At 67.8% G+C, this 20,889-nt stretch carries 22 protein-coding genes; 7 read left to right on the forward strand and 15 right to left on the reverse strand.

Annotated features, from left to right (window positions below; translation table 11 throughout):
* The first annotated feature begins 45 nt into the window (after positions 1-45).
* Positions 46-363 (forward strand): thioredoxin, encoded by a 318-nt coding sequence (gene trxA / locus LJ725_RS11720; RefSeq protein ID WP_230550834.1) that lies wholly within the window; start codon positions 46-48, stop codon positions 361-363.
* Positions 364-378: 15 nt separating this feature from the next.
* On the opposite strand, the gene LJ725_RS11725 is transcribed toward trxA, so the two are convergent.
* Genes LJ725_RS11725 through LJ725_RS11735 form a run of 3 tightly spaced genes read right to left on the reverse strand, consistent with a single transcriptional unit; the run spans position 379 to position 3,836 of the window.
* On the reverse strand, positions 379-1,677 hold the full coding sequence (locus LJ725_RS11725; RefSeq protein ID WP_230550835.1) for a bifunctional folylpolyglutamate synthase/dihydrofolate synthase: 1,299 nt from the start codon (positions 1,675-1,677) through the stop codon (positions 379-381).
* 13 nt (positions 1,678-1,690) lie between these two features.
* Positions 1,691-2,584 carry an acetyl-CoA carboxylase, carboxyltransferase subunit beta gene (accD, locus tag LJ725_RS11730; protein ID WP_230550836.1) on the reverse strand — a complete coding sequence of 298 codons (894 nt, stop codon included), beginning with the start codon at positions 2,582-2,584 and terminating at the stop codon, positions 1,691-1,693.
* A 37-nt stretch (positions 2,585-2,621) separates the two neighbouring features.
* The gene (locus LJ725_RS11735) at positions 2,622-3,836 is read right to left on the reverse strand and encodes a D-alanyl-D-alanine carboxypeptidase family protein (RefSeq protein ID WP_230550837.1); all 1,215 of its coding nucleotides are present in this window, start codon (positions 3,834-3,836) and stop codon (positions 2,622-2,624) included.
* A gap of 71 nt (positions 3,837-3,907) precedes the next feature.
* Here LJ725_RS11735 and LJ725_RS11740 point away from each other — a divergent pair, with 71 nt between their 5' ends.
* Entirely contained in the window at positions 3,908-4,558 is a 651-nt protein-coding gene (locus tag LJ725_RS11740) for an MBL fold metallo-hydrolase (RefSeq protein WP_230550838.1), read from the forward strand.
* 139 nt (positions 4,559-4,697) lie between these two features.
* Here the strand turns inward: LJ725_RS11740 and trpA are convergent, their stop codons facing one another.
* The 7 genes from trpA to LJ725_RS11775 form a co-directional block, all read right to left on the reverse strand.
* Positions 4,698-5,531, reverse strand: coding sequence for a tryptophan synthase subunit alpha (gene trpA, locus LJ725_RS11745; protein ID WP_230550839.1), 834 nt, complete (start codon positions 5,529-5,531; stop codon positions 4,698-4,700).
* Positions 5,532-5,533: 2 nt separating this feature from the next.
* Positions 5,534-6,748 (reverse strand): tryptophan synthase subunit beta, encoded by a 1,215-nt coding sequence (gene trpB / locus LJ725_RS11750; protein ID WP_230550840.1) that lies wholly within the window; start codon positions 6,746-6,748, stop codon positions 5,534-5,536.
* 58 nt (positions 6,749-6,806) lie between these two features.
* Positions 6,807-7,376, reverse strand: coding sequence for a RidA family protein (locus LJ725_RS11755; RefSeq protein ID WP_329958359.1), 570 nt, complete (start codon positions 7,374-7,376; stop codon positions 6,807-6,809).
* A gap of 12 nt (positions 7,377-7,388) precedes the next feature.
* Positions 7,389-8,027: a phosphoribosylanthranilate isomerase gene (locus LJ725_RS11760; RefSeq protein ID WP_230550841.1), complete on the reverse strand. Its 639-nt coding sequence runs from the start codon at positions 8,025-8,027 to the stop codon at positions 7,389-7,391.
* 10 nt (positions 8,028-8,037) lie between these two features.
* Complete coding sequence (gene pyrF / locus LJ725_RS11765) at positions 8,038-8,790, reverse strand: orotidine-5'-phosphate decarboxylase (protein ID WP_230550842.1); 753 nt, start codon at positions 8,788-8,790, stop codon at positions 8,038-8,040.
* A gap of 38 nt (positions 8,791-8,828) precedes the next feature.
* Positions 8,829-10,313, reverse strand: a complete 1,485-nt coding sequence (glpK, locus tag LJ725_RS11770) for a glycerol kinase GlpK (protein ID WP_230550843.1) — start codon at positions 10,311-10,313, stop codon at positions 8,829-8,831.
* Positions 10,314-10,433: 120 nt separating this feature from the next.
* On the reverse strand, positions 10,434-11,453 hold the full coding sequence (locus tag LJ725_RS11775; protein WP_230550844.1) for a polyprenyl synthetase family protein: 1,020 nt from the start codon (positions 11,451-11,453) through the stop codon (positions 10,434-10,436).
* 65 nt (positions 11,454-11,518) lie between these two features.
* Between LJ725_RS11775 and LJ725_RS11780 the strand changes: the two genes are divergently transcribed.
* Genes LJ725_RS11780 through LJ725_RS11790 form a run of 3 tightly spaced genes read left to right on the forward strand, consistent with a single transcriptional unit; the run spans position 11,519 to position 13,589 of the window.
* On the forward strand, positions 11,519-12,244 hold the full coding sequence (locus tag LJ725_RS11780; protein ID WP_230550845.1) for a tRNA1(Val) (adenine(37)-N6)-methyltransferase: 726 nt from the start codon (positions 11,519-11,521) through the stop codon (positions 12,242-12,244).
* Positions 12,245-12,269: 25 nt separating this feature from the next.
* Positions 12,270-13,106, forward strand: coding sequence for a S49 family peptidase (locus tag LJ725_RS11785; RefSeq protein WP_230550846.1), 837 nt, complete (start codon positions 12,270-12,272; stop codon positions 13,104-13,106).
* A 12-nt stretch (positions 13,107-13,118) separates the two neighbouring features.
* On the forward strand, positions 13,119-13,589 hold the full coding sequence (locus LJ725_RS11790) for a YybH family protein (protein ID WP_230550847.1): 471 nt from the start codon (positions 13,119-13,121) through the stop codon (positions 13,587-13,589).
* Here LJ725_RS11790 and sugE read toward each other — a convergent pair.
* The 5 genes from sugE to LJ725_RS11815 all read right to left on the reverse strand — a co-directional run bounded on the left by sugE (position 13,586) and on the right by LJ725_RS11815 (position 17,964).
* Positions 13,586-13,906 (reverse strand): quaternary ammonium compound efflux SMR transporter SugE, encoded by a 321-nt coding sequence (sugE, locus tag LJ725_RS11795; protein WP_230550848.1) that lies wholly within the window; start codon positions 13,904-13,906, stop codon positions 13,586-13,588. The genes LJ725_RS11790 and sugE overlap by 4 nt on opposite strands.
* 243 nt (positions 13,907-14,149) lie before the next feature.
* Complete coding sequence (locus LJ725_RS11800) at positions 14,150-15,085, reverse strand: N-carbamoyl-D-amino-acid hydrolase (protein ID WP_230550849.1); 936 nt, start codon at positions 15,083-15,085, stop codon at positions 14,150-14,152.
* A gap of 29 nt (positions 15,086-15,114) precedes the next feature.
* On the reverse strand, positions 15,115-15,948 hold the full coding sequence (locus LJ725_RS11805) for an NAD-dependent epimerase/dehydratase family protein (RefSeq protein ID WP_230550850.1): 834 nt from the start codon (positions 15,946-15,948) through the stop codon (positions 15,115-15,117).
* Positions 15,935-16,696: a FadR/GntR family transcriptional regulator gene (locus LJ725_RS11810; protein ID WP_230550851.1), complete on the reverse strand. Its 762-nt coding sequence runs from the start codon at positions 16,694-16,696 to the stop codon at positions 15,935-15,937. Before LJ725_RS11810 ends, LJ725_RS11805 begins: the two co-directional genes overlap by 14 nt.
* A 44-nt stretch (positions 16,697-16,740) precedes the next feature.
* Positions 16,741-17,964, reverse strand: a complete 1,224-nt coding sequence (locus tag LJ725_RS11815; RefSeq protein ID WP_230550852.1) for a Zn-dependent hydrolase — start codon at positions 17,962-17,964, stop codon at positions 16,741-16,743.
* Positions 17,965-18,081: 117 nt separating this feature from the next.
* On the opposite strand from LJ725_RS11815, the gene LJ725_RS11820 reads away from it, so the two are divergent.
* Both LJ725_RS11820 and LJ725_RS11825 read left to right on the forward strand, forming a co-directional pair.
* On the forward strand, positions 18,082-20,232 hold the full coding sequence (locus tag LJ725_RS11820) for a protein-disulfide reductase DsbD family protein (protein ID WP_230550853.1): 2,151 nt from the start codon (positions 18,082-18,084) through the stop codon (positions 20,230-20,232).
* Between the two features lie 11 nt (positions 20,233-20,243).
* The gene (locus LJ725_RS11825; protein WP_230550854.1) at positions 20,244-20,885 is read left to right on the forward strand and encodes a thioredoxin family protein; all 642 of its coding nucleotides are present in this window, start codon (positions 20,244-20,246) and stop codon (positions 20,883-20,885) included.
* Positions 20,886-20,889 lie beyond the last annotated feature (4 nt).

Raw genomic sequence — 20,889 nt, forward strand, 5'->3', positions numbered from 1 at the left:
CGCCGGTCCATCGACCGGCCAGTAGTGTATTTGGGAGAACCCACGATGACCGTTAAAGCAACCGATGCTTCCTTCGAGCAGGAAGTCCTGAAGTCCGACACGCCCGTCCTCGTCGACTTCTGGGCGGAGTGGTGCGGCCCCTGCCGCATGATCGGCCCCTCGCTCGAGGACATCTCCAAGGAGATGGACGGCAAGCTCAAGGTCGTGAAGATCAATATCGACGAGAACCCGATGGCGCCGACGCGCTACGGCGTGCGCTCGATCCCGACCCTGCTGCTGTTCAAGAACGGCCAGGTTGCCGCCACCAAGATCGGCGCCGAGCCGAAGCAGAAGCTGGTGAGCTGGATCAACACCGTCGTCTGACCTGAAGCGGGCGGCTCACCCGTTGCGGGCAAGGACCTCGCCCGCAACGTAGAGCGAGCCGCAGATGAGAATGCGCATCGGCGCGGGCTGGGTGGCCAACAGGTCTTCCAGTGCCGCGCCGATGTCGTTTGCGGGGATGCAGTCGAGGCCGACGTCAGCAGCCTTGGCGCAGGCTTCCTGCGGCGTATAGGCGGCATGACCTTCCGGGAACGGGATCGCGCGCGCCGCGGTGGCGTAGCGCGCCAGCGGCCGCAGGAAGCCCGAGGCATCCTTGGTCGTCTGCATGGCGAAGACGAGATAGAGCGGCAGCGGGGCCGGCTCCTTCGCCCATTCCGCCGCCATCCGGCCGAGCACGATGCCGCAATCCTCGTTGTGGCCGCCGTCGAGCCAGAGTTCGCAGCCGGGCGGCAGCGAATCCGGCAGCGGCCCTCGCGTGAGACGCTGCAGCCGTGCCGGCCATTCCACCGAGGCGAGCCCCTTGCGGATCGCGCCCTCGTCGATGTCGAAGCGCGCGGCCCGCAGCCGCTCGATGCAGGCCACCGCGGTGGCGGCATTGTCGATCTGGTGCGCGCCGATCAGCGCCGGCGCGGGCAGATCGAGGGTCAACAGGTCGCTTTCGTAGCGGAAGCCCGAGGCATGTGGCGTCACCTGCCACTCGCGCCCCATGCGGAACAGTGGCGCCGCGAGCTTGGCCGCCTCGGTCTCGATGACCTGGGCACTGACGTCGCGCTGGCGGCCGATCACCGCGGGGGTCGCGCGCTTCAGGATACCCGCCTTCTCCCAGGCGATGCCCTCGAGCTTGTCGCCCAGGAATCCGGTGTGGTCGTAGCCGACCGGCGTGATGGCCGAGAGAGCCGGTTCGATCACGTTGGTGCTGTCGAAGCGGCCGCCCATGCCGACCTCGATGATGCCAAGGTCGGCCGGCACGCGCGAGAAAGCGAGATAGGCCAGCGCCGTGGTGATGTCGAAGAAGGAGATCGGCGTGTCGCCGTTGGCCTCCTCGCACTCGGTCAGCATCTCGTCGAGCTCGTGATCGTCGATCAGTCGGCCGGCGATGCGGATGCGCTCGTTGAAGCGCACGAGATGGGGCGAGGTGTAGACGTGGACGCGGTAGCCCGCCGCCTCGGCCATGGCGCGCAGATGGGCGACCAGCGAGCCCTTGCCGTTGGTGCCGGCGACGTGGACCAGCGGCGGCAGCTTCTTCTCCGGGGATCCCAGCCGCTTCAGCAGCCTCTCGATGCGCTCAAGCCCGAGGGTGATGACCCTCGGATGATGGCTCATCAGACGCTGAACGATCGGGTCGTTCGCGGTCACGGCGGCGATCCCGTCAGCGCGAAGACGTGACCGCGAGCGGGCGGTTGTCGACGACGAGCGGATCCATGAACAGCGAGACCATGCGGATCAGCGTCTCGCGCAGCTTGTGGCGATGCACGACCGCATCGACCATGCCGTGCTCCAGCAGATACTCCGAGCGCTGGAAACCGGGCGGCAGTTCCTGGCGGATCGTGTCCTGGATGACGCGCGGGCCGGCGAAGCCGATGATCGCGTCGGGTTCGGCGATGTGGACGTCGCCCAGCATGGCGAACGAGGCCGAGACACCGCCGGTCGTCGGATCGGTCAGCACCACGATGTAGGGCAGGCCCGCTTCCTTGACCTTGCGCACCGCGATGGTCGTGCGCGTGAGCTGCATCAGCGACAGGATGCCTTCCTGCATGCGCGCGCCGCCGGAAGCCGAGAAGACGATCAGCGGCGCCTTGCGCGCGACCGCGAGGTCGGCGGCCATGACCAGCCCCTCGCCCACGGCCGTACCCATCGAGCCGCCCATGAAGCCGAAGTCGAGCAGCGCCACGATCGAGAGGCGGCTGCCCATGAGGCCGCTCGCCACGACCAGCGCATCGGTCGTGCCCTCGGCCTTGGCCTGGGCCTCCTTGAGGCGCGCGTCATAGCGCTTGGTGTCGCGGAACTTGAGCGGGTCGGCGTTCACGCGCGGCAGCGGATGAAGCTCGTACTTTCCCTCGTCGAACAGGTGCGGCAGCCGCTTCAGCGGCCGCAGCCGCATGTGATGGCCGCAGTGGTTGCAGACCTCCTGGTTGGCTTCCCAGTCGCGCGTGAACAGCATCTGTTCGCACTTCGGGCACTTAACCCAGAGATTGTCCGGCGTCTCCTTGCGGGCGACCAGCGCGCGCAGCTTGGGGCGGACGAAATTGGTCAGCCAGTTCATGAGCGCGGTATCGCACGAATGAGGGGGCGGGCCAAGGTCAGCGCCAGAACCCGCTGAACGGCGCGGCGATCTCCGAGGATTTCTTCACGACGCAGAAGGATTTCCGGGCCTGGTACTCGGCGCACAGCTTCTGCGCGGCTTCCGGCTGCAGGTCCGCAATGATGGCGGCCTGTTTCGTCACCTGGTTCGACGCGACCGGCAGGATCCATTCCTTCCCGGCGTGAGCGACGCCCATCGCCATGAGTCTCGCCTGTCCGGCGTCGAACGCGCTCTTGGCGCTGCGCCAGTCGCCGAAGGTCCCGAGCCAGACGGCATCGCCGGGATAGTCGTAGCGCATGGGATTGCACTCGGCATAGGGAAACACCGTCGTCGGTGCGCCTCCCGAATTCTTGGTCTGCCAGATCTTCTGGCGGCTCCCGCCGGTCTTCAGCGCATAGGCCTCGTCGAACAGGCGGACCAGGGCCTCGTCGCGCAGGTCGGAGCGGCGGAAGCCGAAGGCGACGGCGACCAGCCGCCGCCCGTCGCGCACCGCGCTACCCACGATGTTGAAGCCCGAGGCGCAGATGAAGCCGGTCTTCAGCCCGTCCGCATAGGGCGAATAGAGGTCGAGGAACTTCACGCCCGGCCCGATCCGCTGCTTGCCCAGCATGAACTCCTTGGTGCGGAAATAACCGTAATACTCGGGAAAGTCCTTGATGATCGCGAGCGCCAGGATGGCCATGTCGCGCGCCGTCGTCACCTGCTCCGGGTCGGGCCAGCCGTTGGCGTTGCGGAAGATCGTGGCCGTCATGCCGAGACGCTTTGCCGTATCGGTCATGCGCTGGGCGAAGGCCGGCTCCGAGCCCGAGATCTGCTCGCCGAAGGCGGTGGCGACGTCGTTGGCGGAGCGGGCGACCAGCGCCTGGATCCCCTGCTCCACCGTGATGGCCTGGCCGGGCGCGAGGCCGAGATGCGAGGCCGGCTTCTTGCGCGCATTCTCCGAGAAGGGAAGCGTCGAGGCGAGCTGCAGGCGGCCGGCCTTCAGTTCCTCGAAGACGATGTAGATCGTCATGATCTTGGTGAGCGAGGCCGGATACCACGGCGCGCCGGCATTGCGGTCCAGCAGGGCCTCGCCGGTCGCCACGTCGACCACGACATAGGGACCCGCGGGAACCGGGCCGGTCGGCGAGGCGACGGAGGCGATCTGGGCTCGCGCGGAGGTCAGCGACAGGGCGACAAGGCCCAGGATGCACAGCAGAAGACGCACGTTCATTGCCATCGATGCGGGACGAGCCGCCACCATACGCCCTTCCAACCGCCCGCGGGAGGCATTAGATCGGATGCATGCTCAAGGTCATGATCGCCCCCGTCACCCCGTTCCAGCAGAATTGCTCCATCGTCTGGTGCGACGAGACCATGGAGGGCACCGCCGTCGATCCCGGCGGCGACTTCGACATGCTGAAACAGGCGATCGACCAGCAGGGCATCAAGGTGACAAAAGTCCTGCTGACGCACGGCCACGTCGATCACGCCTCGGCCGCCGGCACCATGGCCGAGCATTACGGCGTGAAGATCGAGGGGCCGCACGAGGACGACCTGTTCCTGATCGAGGGCCTGCCGGAATCGGGCAGGAAGTACAATTTCCCGGTCTACAAGCCGTTCGTGCCCGACCGCTGGCTGACCCACGGCGAGACGGTCGACCTCGGCAACGTCACCTTCGACGTGGTGCACTGCCCCGGCCATACGCCCGGGCACGTCGTGTTCGTGAACAGGCCGGCCAAGGTCGCGTTCGTCGGCGACGTGTTGTTCCGGGGCTCGATCGGCCGCACCGATTTCCCGCGCGGCAACCACGAGCAGCTCCTCGATTCGATCCGCCACCGCCTCTGGCCGTTCGGCGACGACATCACCTTCGTCCCCGGCCACGGCCAGACCTCGACCTTCGGCTGGGAACGCAAGACCAATCCCTACGTGGCGGACCTGAACTTCGAAGATTAAGAGAGAAACTCATGCCGAGGAGGCTGCAAAGCAGCCGTCTCGAAGCATCGACACGCGCACTGCGCCTGTAACCCATCCTTCGAGACGCGCCTGTGGGCACTCCTCAGGATGAGGCCAAAAGCTGGCTTGCCGGGAAAACTTAAGCCTTCCGCACGCCCCTGACACCGTCGGCCAGCGCCTTGATGTAGGCGAACACGCCCGGGACGAGATCGGGCTTGGCCTTGCCGCCGTCGTCGAGGCCCGCCTTCACGCGCTCGACGATGGCCGAGCCCACGACGGCAGCATCGGCGTGACGCGCGATGGCCGCGGCCTGATCCGGGGTGCGGATGCCGAAGCCCACCCCGATCGGCAAATCGGTATGACGCTTGATCCGCTCGACATGGGTGCGCACGGCTTCTTCCGTCGCCGAACTGGTGCCGGTGATGCCGAGCACCGAGACGAAGTAGACGAACCCGGACGAATACTTCAGCACCGCCGGCAGGCGCGCGTCGTCGGTCGTCGGGGCGGTCAACAGCACCGTGTCGATGCCGGCCGCGACCGCATGGGGCTTGAGTTCGTCGGCCTCTTCCGGCGGCAGGTCGACCAGGATGAAACCGTCGACACCGGCGGCGGCGGCATCCTTGCAGAAGCGCTCGGGGCCGCGCTGGTAGACCAGATTGTAGTAGCCCATCAGCAGGATCGGCGTGTCGTTGTCGCCGGTTTCCTTGCGGAAGCGGCGCACCATGTCGAACGTCGCATCGACGGTGATGCCGGCCTTCAGGGCGCGCTGGCCCGCGAGCTGGATCGACGGGCCGTCGGCCATCGGGTCGGTGAAGGGCATGCCGAGCTCGATGAGATCGGCGCCGGCCGCGGGCAGGCCCTTCAGGATCTGGTAGCTGACGTCGAGGTTGGGATCGCCGGCGGTGACATAGGTGACGAGACCGGCCCGCTTGTCGGCCTTGAGACGGGCGAAGCGCTTGGCAATGCGGCTCATGGTCAGATCTTCATCCCGAGGCGTTCGGCAACGGCAAACACATCCTTGTCGCCGCGTCCGCACAGGTTCATCACCAGCAGATTGTCCTTCGGCAGGGTGGGCGCGAGCTTGATCACGTGCCCCAGCGCATGGGCCGGTTCGAGCGCGGGAATGATGCCCTCCAGCTTGCACAGCATCTGGAAGGCCGCGAGCGCCTCGTCGTCGGTGGCCGACACGTATTCGATGCGACCCGCTTCCTTCAGCCAGGAATGCTCCGGCCCGATGCCCGGATAGTCGAGGCCGGCGGAGATCGAATGCGCCTCGGTGATCTGGCCTTCCGCGTCCTGCAGAAGATAGGTCCGGTTTCCGTGCAGCACGCCCGGGCGGCCACCCGTGAGCGACGCGGCATGTTCGCCGGTCTCCACGCCCTTGCCGCCCGCCTCGACGCCGACGAGGCGTACCCCCTTGTCGTCGAGGAACGGATGGAACAGGCCCATGGCGTTCGAGCCGCCGCCGATGCACGCCACCAGCGTGTCGGGCAGGCGACCCTCGGCCTTCATCATCTGCACGCGGGTCTCGTTGCCGATGACGCACTGGAAATCGCGCACCATCGCCGGATAGGGATGCGGCCCCGCCACCGTGCCGATGCAGTAGAATGTGTTCTCGCAGGTGGCGACCCAGTCGCGCAGCGCCTCGTTCATGGCGTCCTTGAGGGTGGCCGACCCCGCGGTCACGGCGCGCACCTCCGCCCCCAGCATGTTCATGCGCACGACGTTCGGCGCCTGGCGGGCGACATCGACGGCGCCCATGAAGACCACGCAGGGAATATCGAACAGCGCGCAGGCGGTCGCGGTGGCGACGCCATGCTGGCCGGCGCCCGTCTCGGCGATGACCCGCGTCTTGCCCATGCGCTTGGCCAGCAGGACCTGACCCAGCACGTTGTTGATCTTGTGACTGCCCGTGTGATTGAGCTCGTCGCGCTTGAAGTAGATCTTGGCGCCGCCCAGCTTCTCGGTCAGGCGCTTGGCGTAATAAAGCGGGCTGGGGCGGCCGGCATAGTGCTCCAGCAGATAATCGAGTTCGTTCTGAAACGTCGGATCGGCCTTGGCCGCGTTGTAGGCCTTCTCCAGATCGAGGATCAGCGGCATCAGCGTCTCGGCGACGTAGCGGCCGCCGAAAATGCCGAAATGGCCCCGCTCGTCGGGGCCGGTACGGAAACTGTTGGGTGCGCTGGGCATTGCTTTTCCTATCGGGACGGGCCGGCTTAGCAGTCCCGGCTGGGGTCGGTCAAAAGCCCTAGATTTTCTTCTTCTTGGCGGCTTTTGCCTTGGGGGCGGCCTTCGGCTTCGGCGCAGCCTTGGGCTTTGCGGCCGGCCGCGCGGCGGCGACCCGCGGCGGCGGGGCGTCGTCCTCGATCTCGACGATCACCTCGATCTCGACCGGAATGCCGCGCGGCAGCGAGCCCATGCCGACCGCGGAGCGGGCATGGCGGCCCTTCTCGCCGAACACCTCGACGAAGAGATCCGAGCAGCCGTTGATGACCTCGGGATGGCTGCCGTATTCCGACGTGGCGTTGACCATGCCCAGCACCTTGACGATCCGCTTCACGCGGTCGAGGTCGCCCAGCTCGGCCTTGAGGGCGCCCAGGATGCTGAGGCCGGTGTCGCGCGCCAGGCGATTGGCCTGTTCGAGCGAGAAATCGCGGCCGACCTTGCCCACCGGCAGCGGCTTGCCCGGCAGGCCCGGGCCCTTGCCCGCCATGTAGATCAGGTTGCCGGTGCGGACGGCATTGACGTAGCTGCCCAACGGCGTGGTCGGCTCGGGCAGTTCGATGCCGAGCTCCTTCAGCCGTTCTTCGATCTTCATGCCGCCTGCTCCTTACAAGGTGTTTACTGCGCCGACGAAAGCGCGGATCAGTTCAATCGATTTCACACCGCGACTCGATTCCACACCAGAGGAAACGTCGACGGCAGGTGCGCCGGTCATGCGCACGGCCTCGGCGACATTGGCCGGCGTGAGGCCGCCGGCGAGGAACCATGGTACCGGCACGGTGCGCCCCGAGAGGATCGTCCAGTCGAACGCCGTCGCATTGCCGCCCGGCAGCGTGCCGTCGGCGGCGTCGAACATCAGGCGGTCGGCGACGCCCGCATAGGCCGCAATGCCACGATCGACGTCGGCCGGCACCGCGACCTTGATGGCCTTCATTACCGGCTTGCCCGTCCGCGCCTTGAGGGCGGCGACGCGCTCGGGCGTCTCCGCGCCGTGGAGCTGCAGCATGTCGATCGCGCCCGTCCCCAGGCGCGCATCGATCAGCGCATCGGCGGCATCGACGAACAGTCCGACGCGGATCACGGAGCTCGGCACGCGCGCGCCCAAAGCCTTCAGCAGATCGAGCGATTCGACGTGGCGCGGCGAGCGCGGAAACGTGACGAAGCCCACCAGGCCTGCGCCGGCCGCGACTGCGGCATCGACCGTCTCGGGCGTCGACAGTCCGCAGATCTTGGCTTCGACGGTCATGCGCCGACCATCACAGGTCGTTGACGCCGGCCTCGCGCGCGATCGCTTCGGCGGCGGCGCGTGGATCGGCCGCCTGGTAGATCGGCCGGCCGACGACGAGGTTGGTGGCACCGAGATCGACCGCCTGGCGCGGCGTCATCGCCCGCTTCTGGTCGTTGGCGGCGCTGCCGACGGGGCGGATGCCCGGCACCATCAGCACGAAGTCGGGGCCGCAGCGCTTGCGCAGCGCCTCGATCTCGAGCGGCGAACAGATCACGCCGTCGAGGCCGCTTTCCTGCGCCAGCGCCGCCAGGCGGACCACCTGATCGGACGGATCGGCATTGACGCCGGTGGCTTCGAGATCGGACCGGTCGAGCGAGGTCAGCACGGTGACGCCGAGCAGCCTCGGCCGCGCGACGTTCTGCTTGGCCGCCTGCGCGCCCGCCTCGTCGACCGCCGCCTTCATCATCTCGCGACCGCCGCCCGCATGGATCGTGATGAAGGTCGGCGCGAGCTCGACCACGGCGCGGATGCCGCCCGCCACGGTGTTGGGAATGTCGTGAAGCTTGAGATCGAGGAAGAAGCCCACGCCGGTCGCGCGGACCGGCATCGGGAAGGCATAGCGCACGCCGGGCGCGCCGTGCGCGAGGAAGAACTCCAACCCCAGCTTGATGCCGCCGACGGCCGGCTTCGGCCCTCCGGCGATGCTCTGGATCAGCTTGGTGGCGTGCGCAAGATCGGTCGTGTCGATGCTGCAGTAGACGGGATTGGCGCGGCTTTTCATGGCGGGCGCAACCTAATGGCCGCGCCCCTCACCAGCAATCAGGAACTGCGCACCCGGCGAACCGCGTCCTTCCAGCCGGCATAGCGGCGGTCGCGGGCGGCGCTGTCCTCCGCCGGCCTGAACGCCCGGTCGAGCACCCAGGTCCTGGACAGGGCCTCCAGCGAGGGCCACAGGCCGGCCGCAAGACCGGCGAGGAATGCCGCACCCAGGGCCGTCGTCTCGGTCACTTCCGGCCGCTCCACCGGAGTGCCCACCGTATCGGCCAGCCGCTGCATCAGCGGATCGTTCACCACCATGCCGCCGTCGACCCGGAGTTCGTCGATCTGCGCCCCGTCGCCGCGCATCGCCTCCAGCAGGTCGCGGGTCTGGTAGCAGACCGAATCGAGAGTGGCGGCGGCGATCTCGCCAGGGCCGGAATCGCGCGTGAGACCGAGGATCGCCCCGCGGGCTTCCGGATCCCAATGCGGCGCGCCAAGCCCGACGAAGGCCGGCACCATGTAGACGCCATGGCCTTCGCGGGCGCCGGCGGCGACCTTCTCCACGTCGGCGGACTTCTCGATCAGCGCCAGACCGTCGCGCAGCCACTGCACGGCCGCGCCGGCAATGAAGATGCTGCCTTCGAGCGCATAGGTGCGCCGTCCGTCGATCTGATAGGCGATGGTGGTGAGCAGCCGATGGCGCGAATGCACGGCGATGCTGCCGGTGTTGAGCAGCGCGAAGCAGCCCGTGCCGTAGGTCGCCTTCACCATGCCGGGCTTGATGCAGGCCTGGCCCACGGTCGCGGCCTGCTGGTCGCCCGCCATGCCGAGAATGGGCACCGGCGCGCCCAGGATCTTCGCATCGGCGACGCCCAGCCCCCCCGAGCAGTCGACGACCTTGGGCAGCAAGGATCCCGGCACGTCCAGAAGCTTCATCAGCTCGACGTCCCAAGTCCCATTCCGGATGTCGAGCAGCAGCGATCGGCTCGCATTGGTGGCGTCGCTCGCATGCACCTTGCCGCCGGTCAGGCGCCATAGCAGGAAGCACTCGATGGTGCCGGCTGCGAGCGCGCCTTTCTCCGCCGCGGCGCGGGCGCCCGCGACATGGTCGAGGATCCACGCGATCTTGGTGCCCGAGAAATACGGATCGAGCAGCAGGCCGGTGCGGTCGGTGAAGAGCTTTTCGTGGCCCGCCTTCTTCAACGCGGCGCAGCGGTCGGCGGTGCGGCGATCCTGCCAGACGATGGCGTTGTGGATCGGCTTGCCGGTGGCGCGGTCCCAGACGACCGTGGTCTCGCGCTGGTTGGTGATGCCGATGCCGGCCAGGCTCGCCGCGTCGAGTTTCGCCTGGGCCAGTGCACCGCGGCAGACCTCGACCGTGGCCGACCAGATCTCTTCAGGATCGTGCTCGACCCAGCCGGGCTTGGGGAAGATCTGCGGCAGTTCCTTCTGGGCCGACGCGACCGGGCGGCCGGTGTCGTCGAAGACGATGGCGCGGGTGCTGGTCGTGCCCTGGTCGATGGCGAGGATGTGGCGGACAGGCATGTCGGATTAGAACACACTCGCCTTTGGCCAGCACCTTTGTCTTTCTTGAACCGCGCGAGCTCTCGCGCTTGATGACAAGCGCTGCCGCCCGCCAGCGCCTTCGGCTTCGCCGAAGGCGCCTTAGTGCGCGCGATCTATGGCGAAGTCGACCGCTTCGAGCAGCGCCGACTTGAGCGGCGTGCTCGGGAACAGGCCGAGCGCGTCGCGCGCCATGGCGCCGTAATGGCGCGCCCGCTCCAGCGTGTCGGAAAGCGCGCTATGCCGTTCGATCAGGCTGTAGGCCTGTTCGAGATCGCCCTCGCGCTGGTCGAGCTTCTCGATCGTGCGCTTCCAGAATTCGCGGTCGACGGCGCCGCCGCGCAGGAAGGCGAGGATCACCGGCAGGGTGATCTTGCCCTCGCGGAAATCATCGCCCACCGACTTGCCGAGCTTGGCCTCGCGGCCCGAATAGTCGAGCGCATCGTCCACGAGCTGGAAGGCGATGCCGAGATTCATGCCGAAGCTCTGCAGCGCCACGCGCTCCGGACCATTGCGGCCCGCCACCATGGCGCCGACCTCGGACGCCGCGGCGAACAGCTTGGCGGTCTTCGCCTTGATGATCTCGAGATAGGTTGCCTCGGGCGTGCTGATGTCGCGCTGGCTGACGAGCTGCAGCACCTCGCCCTCGGCGATCGTCGAGGAGGCGTTGGAAAGCACGCCCAGCACGTCGAGCGAACCGACCTCGACCATCAGCTCGAAGGCGCGCGTGAACAGGAAGTCGCCGACCAGCACCGAGGCCTTGTCGCCGTACACGGTGTTGGCGGTCGGCTTGCCGCGGCGCAAGGCGCTCACGTCGACGACGTCGTCGTGCAGCAGCGTGGCCGAATGGATGAACTCGACACAGGTCGCGAGCTTGATATGCCGGTCGCTGTCGTCGCCGTAGCCGCACAACCGCGCCGCCGCGACCGTGAGCAGGGGACGCATCCGCTTGCCGCCGGCACCGACCAGATGATTTGCGAGCTCGGGAATCAGCGCCACCGGGGAGCGCATACGCACGACGATCTCGCGGTCGACACGCGACATGTCATCGGCGCAGAGCCGCAGGAGAGGTTCGAGACTGGGCGACTTGCGCTTGCCTTCGAGGGAGACGACGGTTGCCATGACGGGAGACTAAACTCTCCAATAAAGCCTGTTATTGCGACACGTTAGCGAGCCGGATGAGTAGCATGGAATCCGCGACAACCGAAGACACCGTAATGGGCGGTCGCGTACGACTCTTGCAGCCCCGACGCGGATACCGGATCGCGGTCGATGCGGTGTTGCTCGCCGCGGCCGCCGAAGCGAAGGCCGGCGATCGCATCCTCGATCTTGGCGCCGGCGTGGGAGCCGTGGGACTCTGCATCGCCGCGCGGGTGGCGGGATCCGACATCACCGGCATCGAGCTGCAACCGGCGCTGGCAGCGCTCGCCGAGCGCAATGCCCGGCTGAATGGAATGGAATCGCGGGTCCGCACGCTCGTCCACGATCTGGCTCATCCCCTGCCGACGGCACTCGCTGGGTTCGATCACGTCGCCACCAACCCGCCCTACCTCACGCCGGCCGTCGCCGATCCGCCGCCCGATCCCGGCAAGGCCCTCGCCACCATCGAATCGAGCGCCGATCTCTTTCGCTGGCTCACCGTCGCGACCGGCGCCCTCAAATCTGCAGGGACGCTGCTTGCAATCCATCGCAGCGACCGCCTCGAAGAGATCGTCGATGTGCTGGCGCGGCTGGGCTGGGGAGACATCACGGTGAAGCGGCTGCCGCCCGCCGCCCGCGTCCTGGTGCGCGCCCGCCGTGCGGACAGTTCGAGACGGCACGAAGCCCCACCGCTGGTCCTGCACCGCCCGGACGGCGGCTATACCGACGAGGCCGAGGCGATCCTGCGCCACGGCCAGCCGCTTGCCTTCTAGAAGCGCCGCCGCGACAGTGCCCGCCATGTTCAAGTGGATCAGCGATCGTTTCCGCCGCGGGCCCGTCGTGCCCGTCGTGCGCCTTTCGGGTGTCATCGCCAGTGGCGGCCTGCTCGGCGGCCGCAGCCTCTCGCTCGAATCGGTCGCGCCGCTGCTCAGGCGCGCCTTCGAGACGAAGGGCGCCAAGGCCGTGGCCCTGTCGCTCAACTCCCCCGGCGGCTCGCCCGTCCAGTCGTCGCTGATCGCCCAACGCATCCGGCTGCATGCCCGCGAAAAGGGCCTGCCCGTCATCGCCTTCGTCGAGGACGTGGCAGCCTCCGGCGGCTACTGGCTGGCCTGTGCCGCCGACGAGGTCATCGCCGATCCCAGTTCCATCGTCGGCTCGATCGGCGTCATCAGTGCGGGCTTCGGCTTCCAGGACCTGATCGCGCGCATCGGCGTGGAGCGTCGCGTCCATACGTCGGGCGAGAACAAGTCGATGCTCGATCCCTTTCGGCCCGAGCAGCCGGAGGATGTCGAACGCCTGAAGCGACTCCAGGCGGAGATCCACGAGGGCTTCAAGGCCTGGGTGCGTGAGCGCCGCGGCCGACTCCTCAAGGCGGACGAGAGCCTGCTGTTCACCGGCGAGTTCTGGACGGCGCGACGCGGCCTCGAATACGGGCTGGTCGACGGATTCGGCGAGTTGCGCGCGACCCTGCAGCAACGATACGGCGAGAAGGTGCGCCTGCCCGTCATCGGTCCGCGCCGCCGCCTTCTGTCGCGCTTCGGCCTGCAAGGCGGGCCCGGCGGCCTCGACACTCTCGGACCGGCCACGCTCGCGGCCCTCGACGAGCGGGCGCTCTGGCAGCGTTTTGGACTCTAGGAGAGACTTGCGATGAACCTTCGTACCCCCGTCGCCGCCGAGGACCTGGCCGCCGTGCGGCAATGGTTCGACACGCTGTCGAAGCACTGCCGCGCCGTCGACTACGAGGGCGCCCGCGCGATCTTCGCCGACGACATGATCGCCTTCGGCACCTTCACCGACTTCATGATCGGCCGCGAACTGGCCGAGCAGAAGCAGTGGCGCAACGTCTGGGGCACGATCCGCGAGTTCCGCTACGACCTCTCGAAGATCGAGGCCATCGTCTCGGCCGACCGGTTGACCGCCGTCGGCATGGGCGTGTGGCAATCCTACGGCTTCCATCCCAACGGCGACCGCTTCGACCGGCCGGGCCGCACCACCACGGTGATGGGACGCAAGGCGGTGGGCGATCCGTTCGTGGCCACCCACACCCACATGTCGCTGTTCCGCGGCACACCCGAGCGCAGCTACGGCAACTTCGCGAAAAGCGAAGTCGAGCCCTAGCCCGGGCTGGTGAGCTTGAGGCCGACGATGCCCGCCACGATCAGGCCGATCGAGGCAAGGCGCGGCAGGTCGGCCGCTTCACCGAACAGGAAGATGCCGAGGACCGCCGTGCCGACGGCACCGATACCCGTCCAGACAGCGTAACCGGTGCCGACCGGCAGCGTCTTGAGCGCAACGCCGAGCAGGATGACGCTCACGACCATCGCTGAGCCGGTAAGGACCGACGGCAACAGCCGCGAGAAGCCGTCGGTGTACTTGAGACCGATCGCCCAGCCGATCTCGCAGAGACCGGCGATGAACAGAATGAACCAAGCCATGGGACGCACCCTTGCAAGAAGCCGGGTCGTCCCGACACTTGCCCCTTGGAAGCGGGGTCGTCCCCGCCGGGCGCAAGGTCAGGTAAGCGGATCGCGAAGACGGCGCAAGACGTTACGGTGGCGTAACAAGAGGAAGGGTCCCTCACTGCGTTCGGGATGACAGTTGTGTCGGGGTTTGCGCAGTGCGCTCACCACGGAAAAGCTGTCATCCCGAACGCCATGAGGGACCTTTGAGTCAGAGGGTCACGCCGGATCCTGCGCGCCCTTGCGCTCGACGATCATGCGGTACTGGTCGGGCTGGCGATGGACGGCGAAGTTGAAGGTCGTCGTCTTGTAGCTCCTGCCGGCATCGAGGTCGCAGCGATGCACGACCAGCTCGTCACCGTCGCCGGCCGCACGCGCCACGACCTTGCCCGAGGGCGCCACGATCATGCTGTCGGCGAGCGAGGGCACGCCCTCCTCGTTGCCGCCCTTGGCGACGCCGACCACCCAGGTGCCATTCTGGTAGGCGCCCGCCTGCATGGAGAGCTGGTTATGGAACCAGGAATGCTCGTCGTGATCGGGGGATGGCGCGTTGTGCAGCGGCGTGTTGTAGCCCAGCAGCACCATCTCGACGTTCTGCAGGCCCATCACGCGATAGGTCTCGGGCCAGCGGCGATCGTTGCAGATGCACATGCCCATGTTGGCGCCGAACGCCCGGACGACCGGGAAGCCGAGATTGCCGACCTCGAAGTAACGCTTCTCGAGATGCTGGAAGGGACGCTGCGGCTCGTGCTCGGCATGACCGGGCAGATGGACCTTGCGGTACTTGCCGACGATGCGCCCGTCGCGCTCGACCAGGATTGAGGTGTTGAAGCGCCGGACACGCCCGTCCTCGTTCGCGAGTTCCGCGTAGCCGAGACAGAAACCCATATCGAGCCGCTTCGCCTCGTTGAACAGCGCCGCCGTCTCGTTCGACGGCATCTCCTGCTCGAAGAAGGAATCGATCTCGGCCTGGTCCTGCATCCACCAGCGCGGGAAGAAGGTCGTGAGCGTGAGTTCGGGGAACACTACAAGATCGCAGCCCATGCGCCGGGCTTCGCGCAGATGGGCGATCAGCCGCTCGACCACGTCGCGGCGGGTATGGCTGCGCTGGATGGGGCCCATCTGGGCCGCGCCGACTGTCAGAAAACGAGTCATCGTCACCTCTTCGGCGACGAGTATAGCGCCTAGGAGACGATCCGCTTCACGTCGTTGGTGAATTCAGCCGAGCAAAATGTGCCGCCCTGGAAGAGATCGCCGACCGGATCTGGTCCGATCTTTGCCTGCTCCGCCTCGGCGTGGGCGCGATGGTCCTCGGCCTTGTCCTGCGGGCGATAGCCGAGCTGCTCGGCCCGCGAATTGTCCCACCAGCCCGCCGCATTGTCGGACGCGCCGTAGAAGATCTCGTAGCGCAGATCGGGATGGTCGAGACCGATCCGGAAGAGCTGCACGAGGTCGCGCGGCGAGATCCAGATCGACAGGCGCCGCACGTCGAGCGGACGCGGGCCGACATTGCCGATGCGCAGGCAGGTCACCGCGATCCCATGCTTGTCGGAGTAGAGCGAGCCCAGTGCCTCGCCGAACACCTTGCTGACGCCGTAGCGGCTGTCGGGCCGCACGGTCAGATTGGTGCCGATGCGCTTCTTGCGCGGATAGAAGCCGATCGCGTGGTTGGACGAGGCGAAGATCACGCGCTTCACGCCGGCTTCGCGCGCCGCCTCGAAGACGTTGTAGCAGCCCACGATGTTCGCCTGCAGGATCTGGTCCCACGTGCCCTCGACCGAATGGCCGCCGAGATGGATCACGCCGTCGGCGCCCTTCAGCACCGCAGCCACCTCGTCCGGATTCGTGAGATCCGCGGCAAGAAAGGTCTCGCCCGGCTGAAGGTCCGGCGGCGTGACCCGGTCGCTCAGCACCAGGCCGGGATAGAGCTTCGCCAGCAGCGGGCGTGTCATGGTGCCGATGCCGCCGGCGGCGCCCGTGAGGACGATCCGACGGGCGGCGTTGCTAGCCTCGGCCATTCTTCTTTCCTCCTGCCAGCTTTCGATAGCGTTCGAGCGAACGCGTGAGATGGTCGCGCATGGCGCGCCGCGCCTCGACAGGATCGCCGCCGGTGACTGCCATCACGATACGCGTGTGCTCGACCTGGATGCGTTCGAGATAAAGACGTCGTTCGGCCGGCGTATCGACCTCGAGCCGGACGCTCTGGCGCGGAATCACGTGGCTGCCGAGATAGGCGAGGAATCGCGGGAACTGGTCGTTACCGGTCGCCTCGGCGATGGCGCGATGGAACGCGAAATCCTCGGCCACCGCGCCCTCGCCGCGCTGCAGGGCGGCGTCGATGGCACGCCATGCCGTCCGGATGGCCGCCAGTTGCTTGCGGCTGGCGCGCTCGGCCGCCAGGGCCGCGGCCTGCACCTCGACGGCCAGCCGCAGCTCCATGACGTTGATGATGTCGGGCAGCGAGGTCGCGCGCGGCGGGACGATGCGGAACGGGCCGGCCGCCGGATCGGCGACATAGGCGCCGGAGCCGCGCCGCGTCACCACCAGCCCGTCGGCGCGCAAGGCGGCGACCGCCTCGCGCACGACGGTGCGGCTCACACCGAACTGCGTCGTCAGATCCTGCTCGGTCGGGAGGCGCGTACCGGGCGCCAGCCGGCCGCCCCGGATGTCGGCGCCGAGCCGCGCCATCACCTGCTCGGCAAGATTGTTGGCGGGCTGCTTGTCGGCCATCGGCACGATGCTAGCGATGGTCAAGTTGTCGGACAATTGAGAACGGCGATCATCCCGGCGCGCCGCCCGCCGTGCAGAAGTCAGGTGTCGGCGAGTTCCAGCATCACGTTCAGCAGCACCTGCGCGCCGGCGGCGAGATCGGCGGCCTCGGTATGCTCCTTCACGTTGTGGCTGAGGCCCGCGACCGACGGCACGAAGATCATCGCCGTCGGGCAGAGGCGCTGCATCATCTGGGCGTCGTGGCCGGCGCCCGACGGCATGCGCCGCGTGCTCAGCGACAGCGCCCTGGCATGGTGTTCGACGCGATCGACCAGCCCGGCATCGAAGATCACCGGCTCGAAGCGAGCCAGCACCTTCGCCTCGACTTCGACGCGCTCGGCCATTGCGACCTCGGCGATGTGGGCAGCGACGCGCGCCTCGGCTTCCTGGAGTCTGGCCTCGTCGGTGTTGCGCAGGTCGACGGAGAAGACGGCTCGGTTGGGCACGACGTTGATGAGGTTGGGCCGCAGCGCCAGCGAGCCGACCGTGGCCACCTGGTCGCCGCCCATCTCCCAAGCGAGCTTTCGCGCGAACAGGTTGACGGAGGCCGCGAGATAGCCGGCATCGCGGCGCAGCCGCATCGGCGTCGTGCCGGCATGGTTGGAGACGCCGGTCACGGTGTACTCGGTCCACGAGATGCCCTGCACGCTCTCCACGACGCCGATCTGCACCTTCTCCTCGTCGAGGATCGGGCCCTGCTCGATATGCAGCTCGACGAAGGCATGCGGCTTCAGCGCGCCGGGCTTTGCCGCCCCGAGATAGCCGATGCGCCTGAGCTCGTCGCCGACCGCGGCGCCGTCCTTGTCGACGGCGGCATAGGCCTCGTTCAGCCCGATGCCGCCGACATAGACGAGGCTGCCCATCATGTCGGGCTGGAAGCGCGCGCCCTCCTCGTTGGTGAAGAAGGCCACCGCGATCGGCCGGCGCGTCGTCACCCCGGCCTCGTTCAGGGTCCGCACGACCTCCAGGCCGGCGAGCACGCCGTAATTGCCGTCGTAGCGCCCGCCCGTGCGCACGGTGTCGATGTGGCTGCCGGTCATGACGGGCGCGAGGTTCTCGGTCCCGGCGCGCACGCCGATCACGTTGCCGATCGCATCGACGGTCACGGCGAGCCCGAGCGCCTTCATCCAGCCCACGACGAGATCGCGGCCGAGCCGGTCCTCGTCGGTCAGCGCCAGCCGCGCGCAGCCCCCGCCCTCGATGGCGCCGATGGAAGCCAGCTCGTCCAGCGCGCCGAGCAGACGCTGTTCGTTCAGTCGCAGCATGAATTCTCCAATCGTTCCAAGACCTTAGCCCTTCACCGGAGAGCGGGCAAAATATCACGGTGGCTTGAACCGGGATTGCCTTGCCAGCGCCACGGCCCGGGGTCACTTAGGGAAGCGATGGCACGCTTCCTCGCCCTTTTGCTCGTTCTGCTGGCAAGTCCGGCTTTTGCGCAGTCGGCGTCCGCGCAAGCGGTCGTGCAGACCGAGAACGTGCGCTCCGAACTCGTCTCCGAAGTCGCGGCGGTGAAGGCCGGCGAGCCCTTCTGGGTCGGCCTGCGCCAGACGATAAAGCCGAAGTGGCACACCTACTGGAAGAACCCGGGCGAATCCGGCCTGCCGACCGAGATCGCCTGGAAGCTGCCCGAGGGTGCGAAGGCCGATCCCATCGTCTGGCCGGCGCCGATGCGGTTCGATATCGGCGGCATCATCAATTACGGCTTCAAGGACGAATCGGTCCTGCTGGTGCGCATCACGCCGCCGGCCAATCTCTCGGGGCCGCTCACCCTCGCCGCCGAAGCCAACTGGCTGGTCTGCGAGGACGTCTGCATTCCCGAAGAGGGCAAGTTCGAGCTGGTCCTGCCGTCGGGCGCCACTGCGACACCGGCCTCGCCGGAGACGCGCGCTCTGTTCGAGCAGGCGCGGCGCGCCCTGCCGACCCAGAGCCCGTGGCCGGCGCGCTACGGCGTGTCGAAGGCCGGCGATCCGACGCTGCTGGTCGAGGCCAAGGGGCTCAAGGCCGACGCGATCAGCGACATCTATTTCTTCCCGGCCGAATGGGGCCCGGTCGCCACCATGGCGAAGCAGAACGCCACGGTCACCGCCGAGGGTATCCGCATCCCGCTGAAGAAGGGCGATGCCAAGGCCGCGATGCCGGCGGAGCTCGCGGGCACGCTGGTCCTCACCGAGAAGACCGCCGACGGCCGCGTGAAGCAGGCCTTCGACCTGTCGGCGAAGCTCGATCCCGCCTTCGTGCCCACCGGCGCGTCGGCCTCGTTGGCGAACGCGGTCGGCGCCGAGCAGATCTCGCTGGTGCAGGCGCTGCTGTTCGCGCTGCTGGGCGGGCTGATCCTGAACCTCATGCCCTGCGTGTTCCCGGTGCTGGCGATGAAGGCCGCGGCCTTCGCGCGCCTCGCCGGCCACGAGCAGAGCGCGATGCGTCGCGACGGCATCGCCTATACCGCGGGTGTCCTGATCTCCTTCGCCGCCATGGCGGGTGTGGTGATCGCGATCCGCTCGGCGGCGGGCGAGGTGAGCTGGGGCTTCCAGTTCCAATCGCCGGTCTTCTCACTGCTGATCGCCTATCTCTTCTTCGTCGTCGGCCTGAACCTCTCCGGCGTGTTCGAGGTCGGCGGCCGCCTGGCCGGTGTCGGTCAGGGCCTCGTCTCGCGCGGCGGCACGACCGGCGCCTTTTTCACCGGCGTTCTGGCGGTGATCGTGGCGACGCCCTGCACCGCGCCGTTCATGGCCGCGGCGCTGGGCTTCGCGCTCAGCCAGCCCGCGCCGGCCACCGTGGCGGTGCTGCTGGCGATGGGTCTGGGCCTCGCCCTGCCCTACCTGGCGCTGTCGATGACGCCGGCGCTGCAGCGGCTGATGCCGCGGCCGGGCCCGTGGATGGACCGGCTGCGCCAGTTCCTCGCCTTCCCGATGTATGCCTCCGCCGTCTGGATGATCTGGGTGCTGACCCAGCAGACCGGCGCCGACGGCGTGCTCTATGCGCTGGGTGGCATGATCCTGATCGCCTTCGCCATCTGGCTGCTGCGCATCGGCACCGGCGCCTCGACCGGGACGTGGCTGCGCCGCGGCCTCGCCGCCGCCGCCGTACTGCTGGCCTTCGCCGCGACGCTGAAGCTGGACGACAGTCCCGCGACCGCCGCTTCGGCTTCGGGCGGCGCGCAGGCCGGCGTCAGCTTCGACGGCTGGGAGCGGTTCTCGCGCGCCCGGATGGCCGAGGCGGTGGCCGAAGGCAAGCCGGTGTTCGTCGACTTCACCGCCGCCTGGTGCATTACTTGCTTGGTGAACGAGCGCGTCGCACTCGAGGTGCCCGCCGTCCGCAAGGCCTTCGAGCAGGCGGGTGTCGTCAAGCTGAAGGGCGACTGGACCAACCGTGATGCCGAGATCACGGGCGTGCTGAAGGAACTGGGCCGGGCGGGCGTGCCGCTCTACCTGTTCTGGGCACCGGGGGCGGATCGACCGAAGATCCTGCCGCAGGTGCTCACCGAGTCGCTGATCCTCTCGGAACTGTCATCGATCCAGCAAGCCAAGCGTTAGAGGAGGCAAACATGTCGAAGCTGAATGTCCCCCGTCGTACCCTGCTGCTGGGCAGCGCCGCGATCGTCCTCGCCCCGGCCGCCGCCTTCGCCACCACCAGCCCCGACATTGGCAAGCCCGCGCCCGCCTTCACCGCCGTCGACAGCAACGGCAAGACTTGGTCGCTGGCGGACCTGAAGGGCAAGGTCGTCGTCCTAGAAACGACGAATCACGATTGCCCCTACGTGCGCAAGCACTACAACGCCAACAACATGCAGGACCAGCAGCGTGAAGCCGCCGCCAAGGGCGTCGTCTGGCTGACCGTCGCCTCCTCCGCCACCGGCGAGCAGGGCCATGTGACAGCGCAGCAGGCCAACGACCTCACGAAGAGCCGCAATGCCGCGCCGGCCGCCGTGCTGCTCGACCCGCAGAGCAAGGTCGCGCGCGCCTACGGCGCCACCGTGACGCCGCACATGTACATCATCGATGCCAAGGGTACGCTGGTCTACAAGGGCGGCATCGATTCGATCCCGTCGTCCAGCGCCGCCGATATCCCGAAGGCCACGCAGTATGTTCGCGTGGCGCTGGGCCAGGTGCTGGCCGGCCAGCCGGTCGCCGACGCATCGACCCGCGCCTATGGCTGCACGCTGAAATATCCGAAGACCTCGAGCTGACGGA

The sequence above is a fragment of the Reyranella aquatilis genome, from assembly GCF_020880995.1.
Lineage (GTDB): Bacteria > Pseudomonadota > Alphaproteobacteria > Reyranellales > Reyranellaceae > Reyranella > Reyranella aquatilis.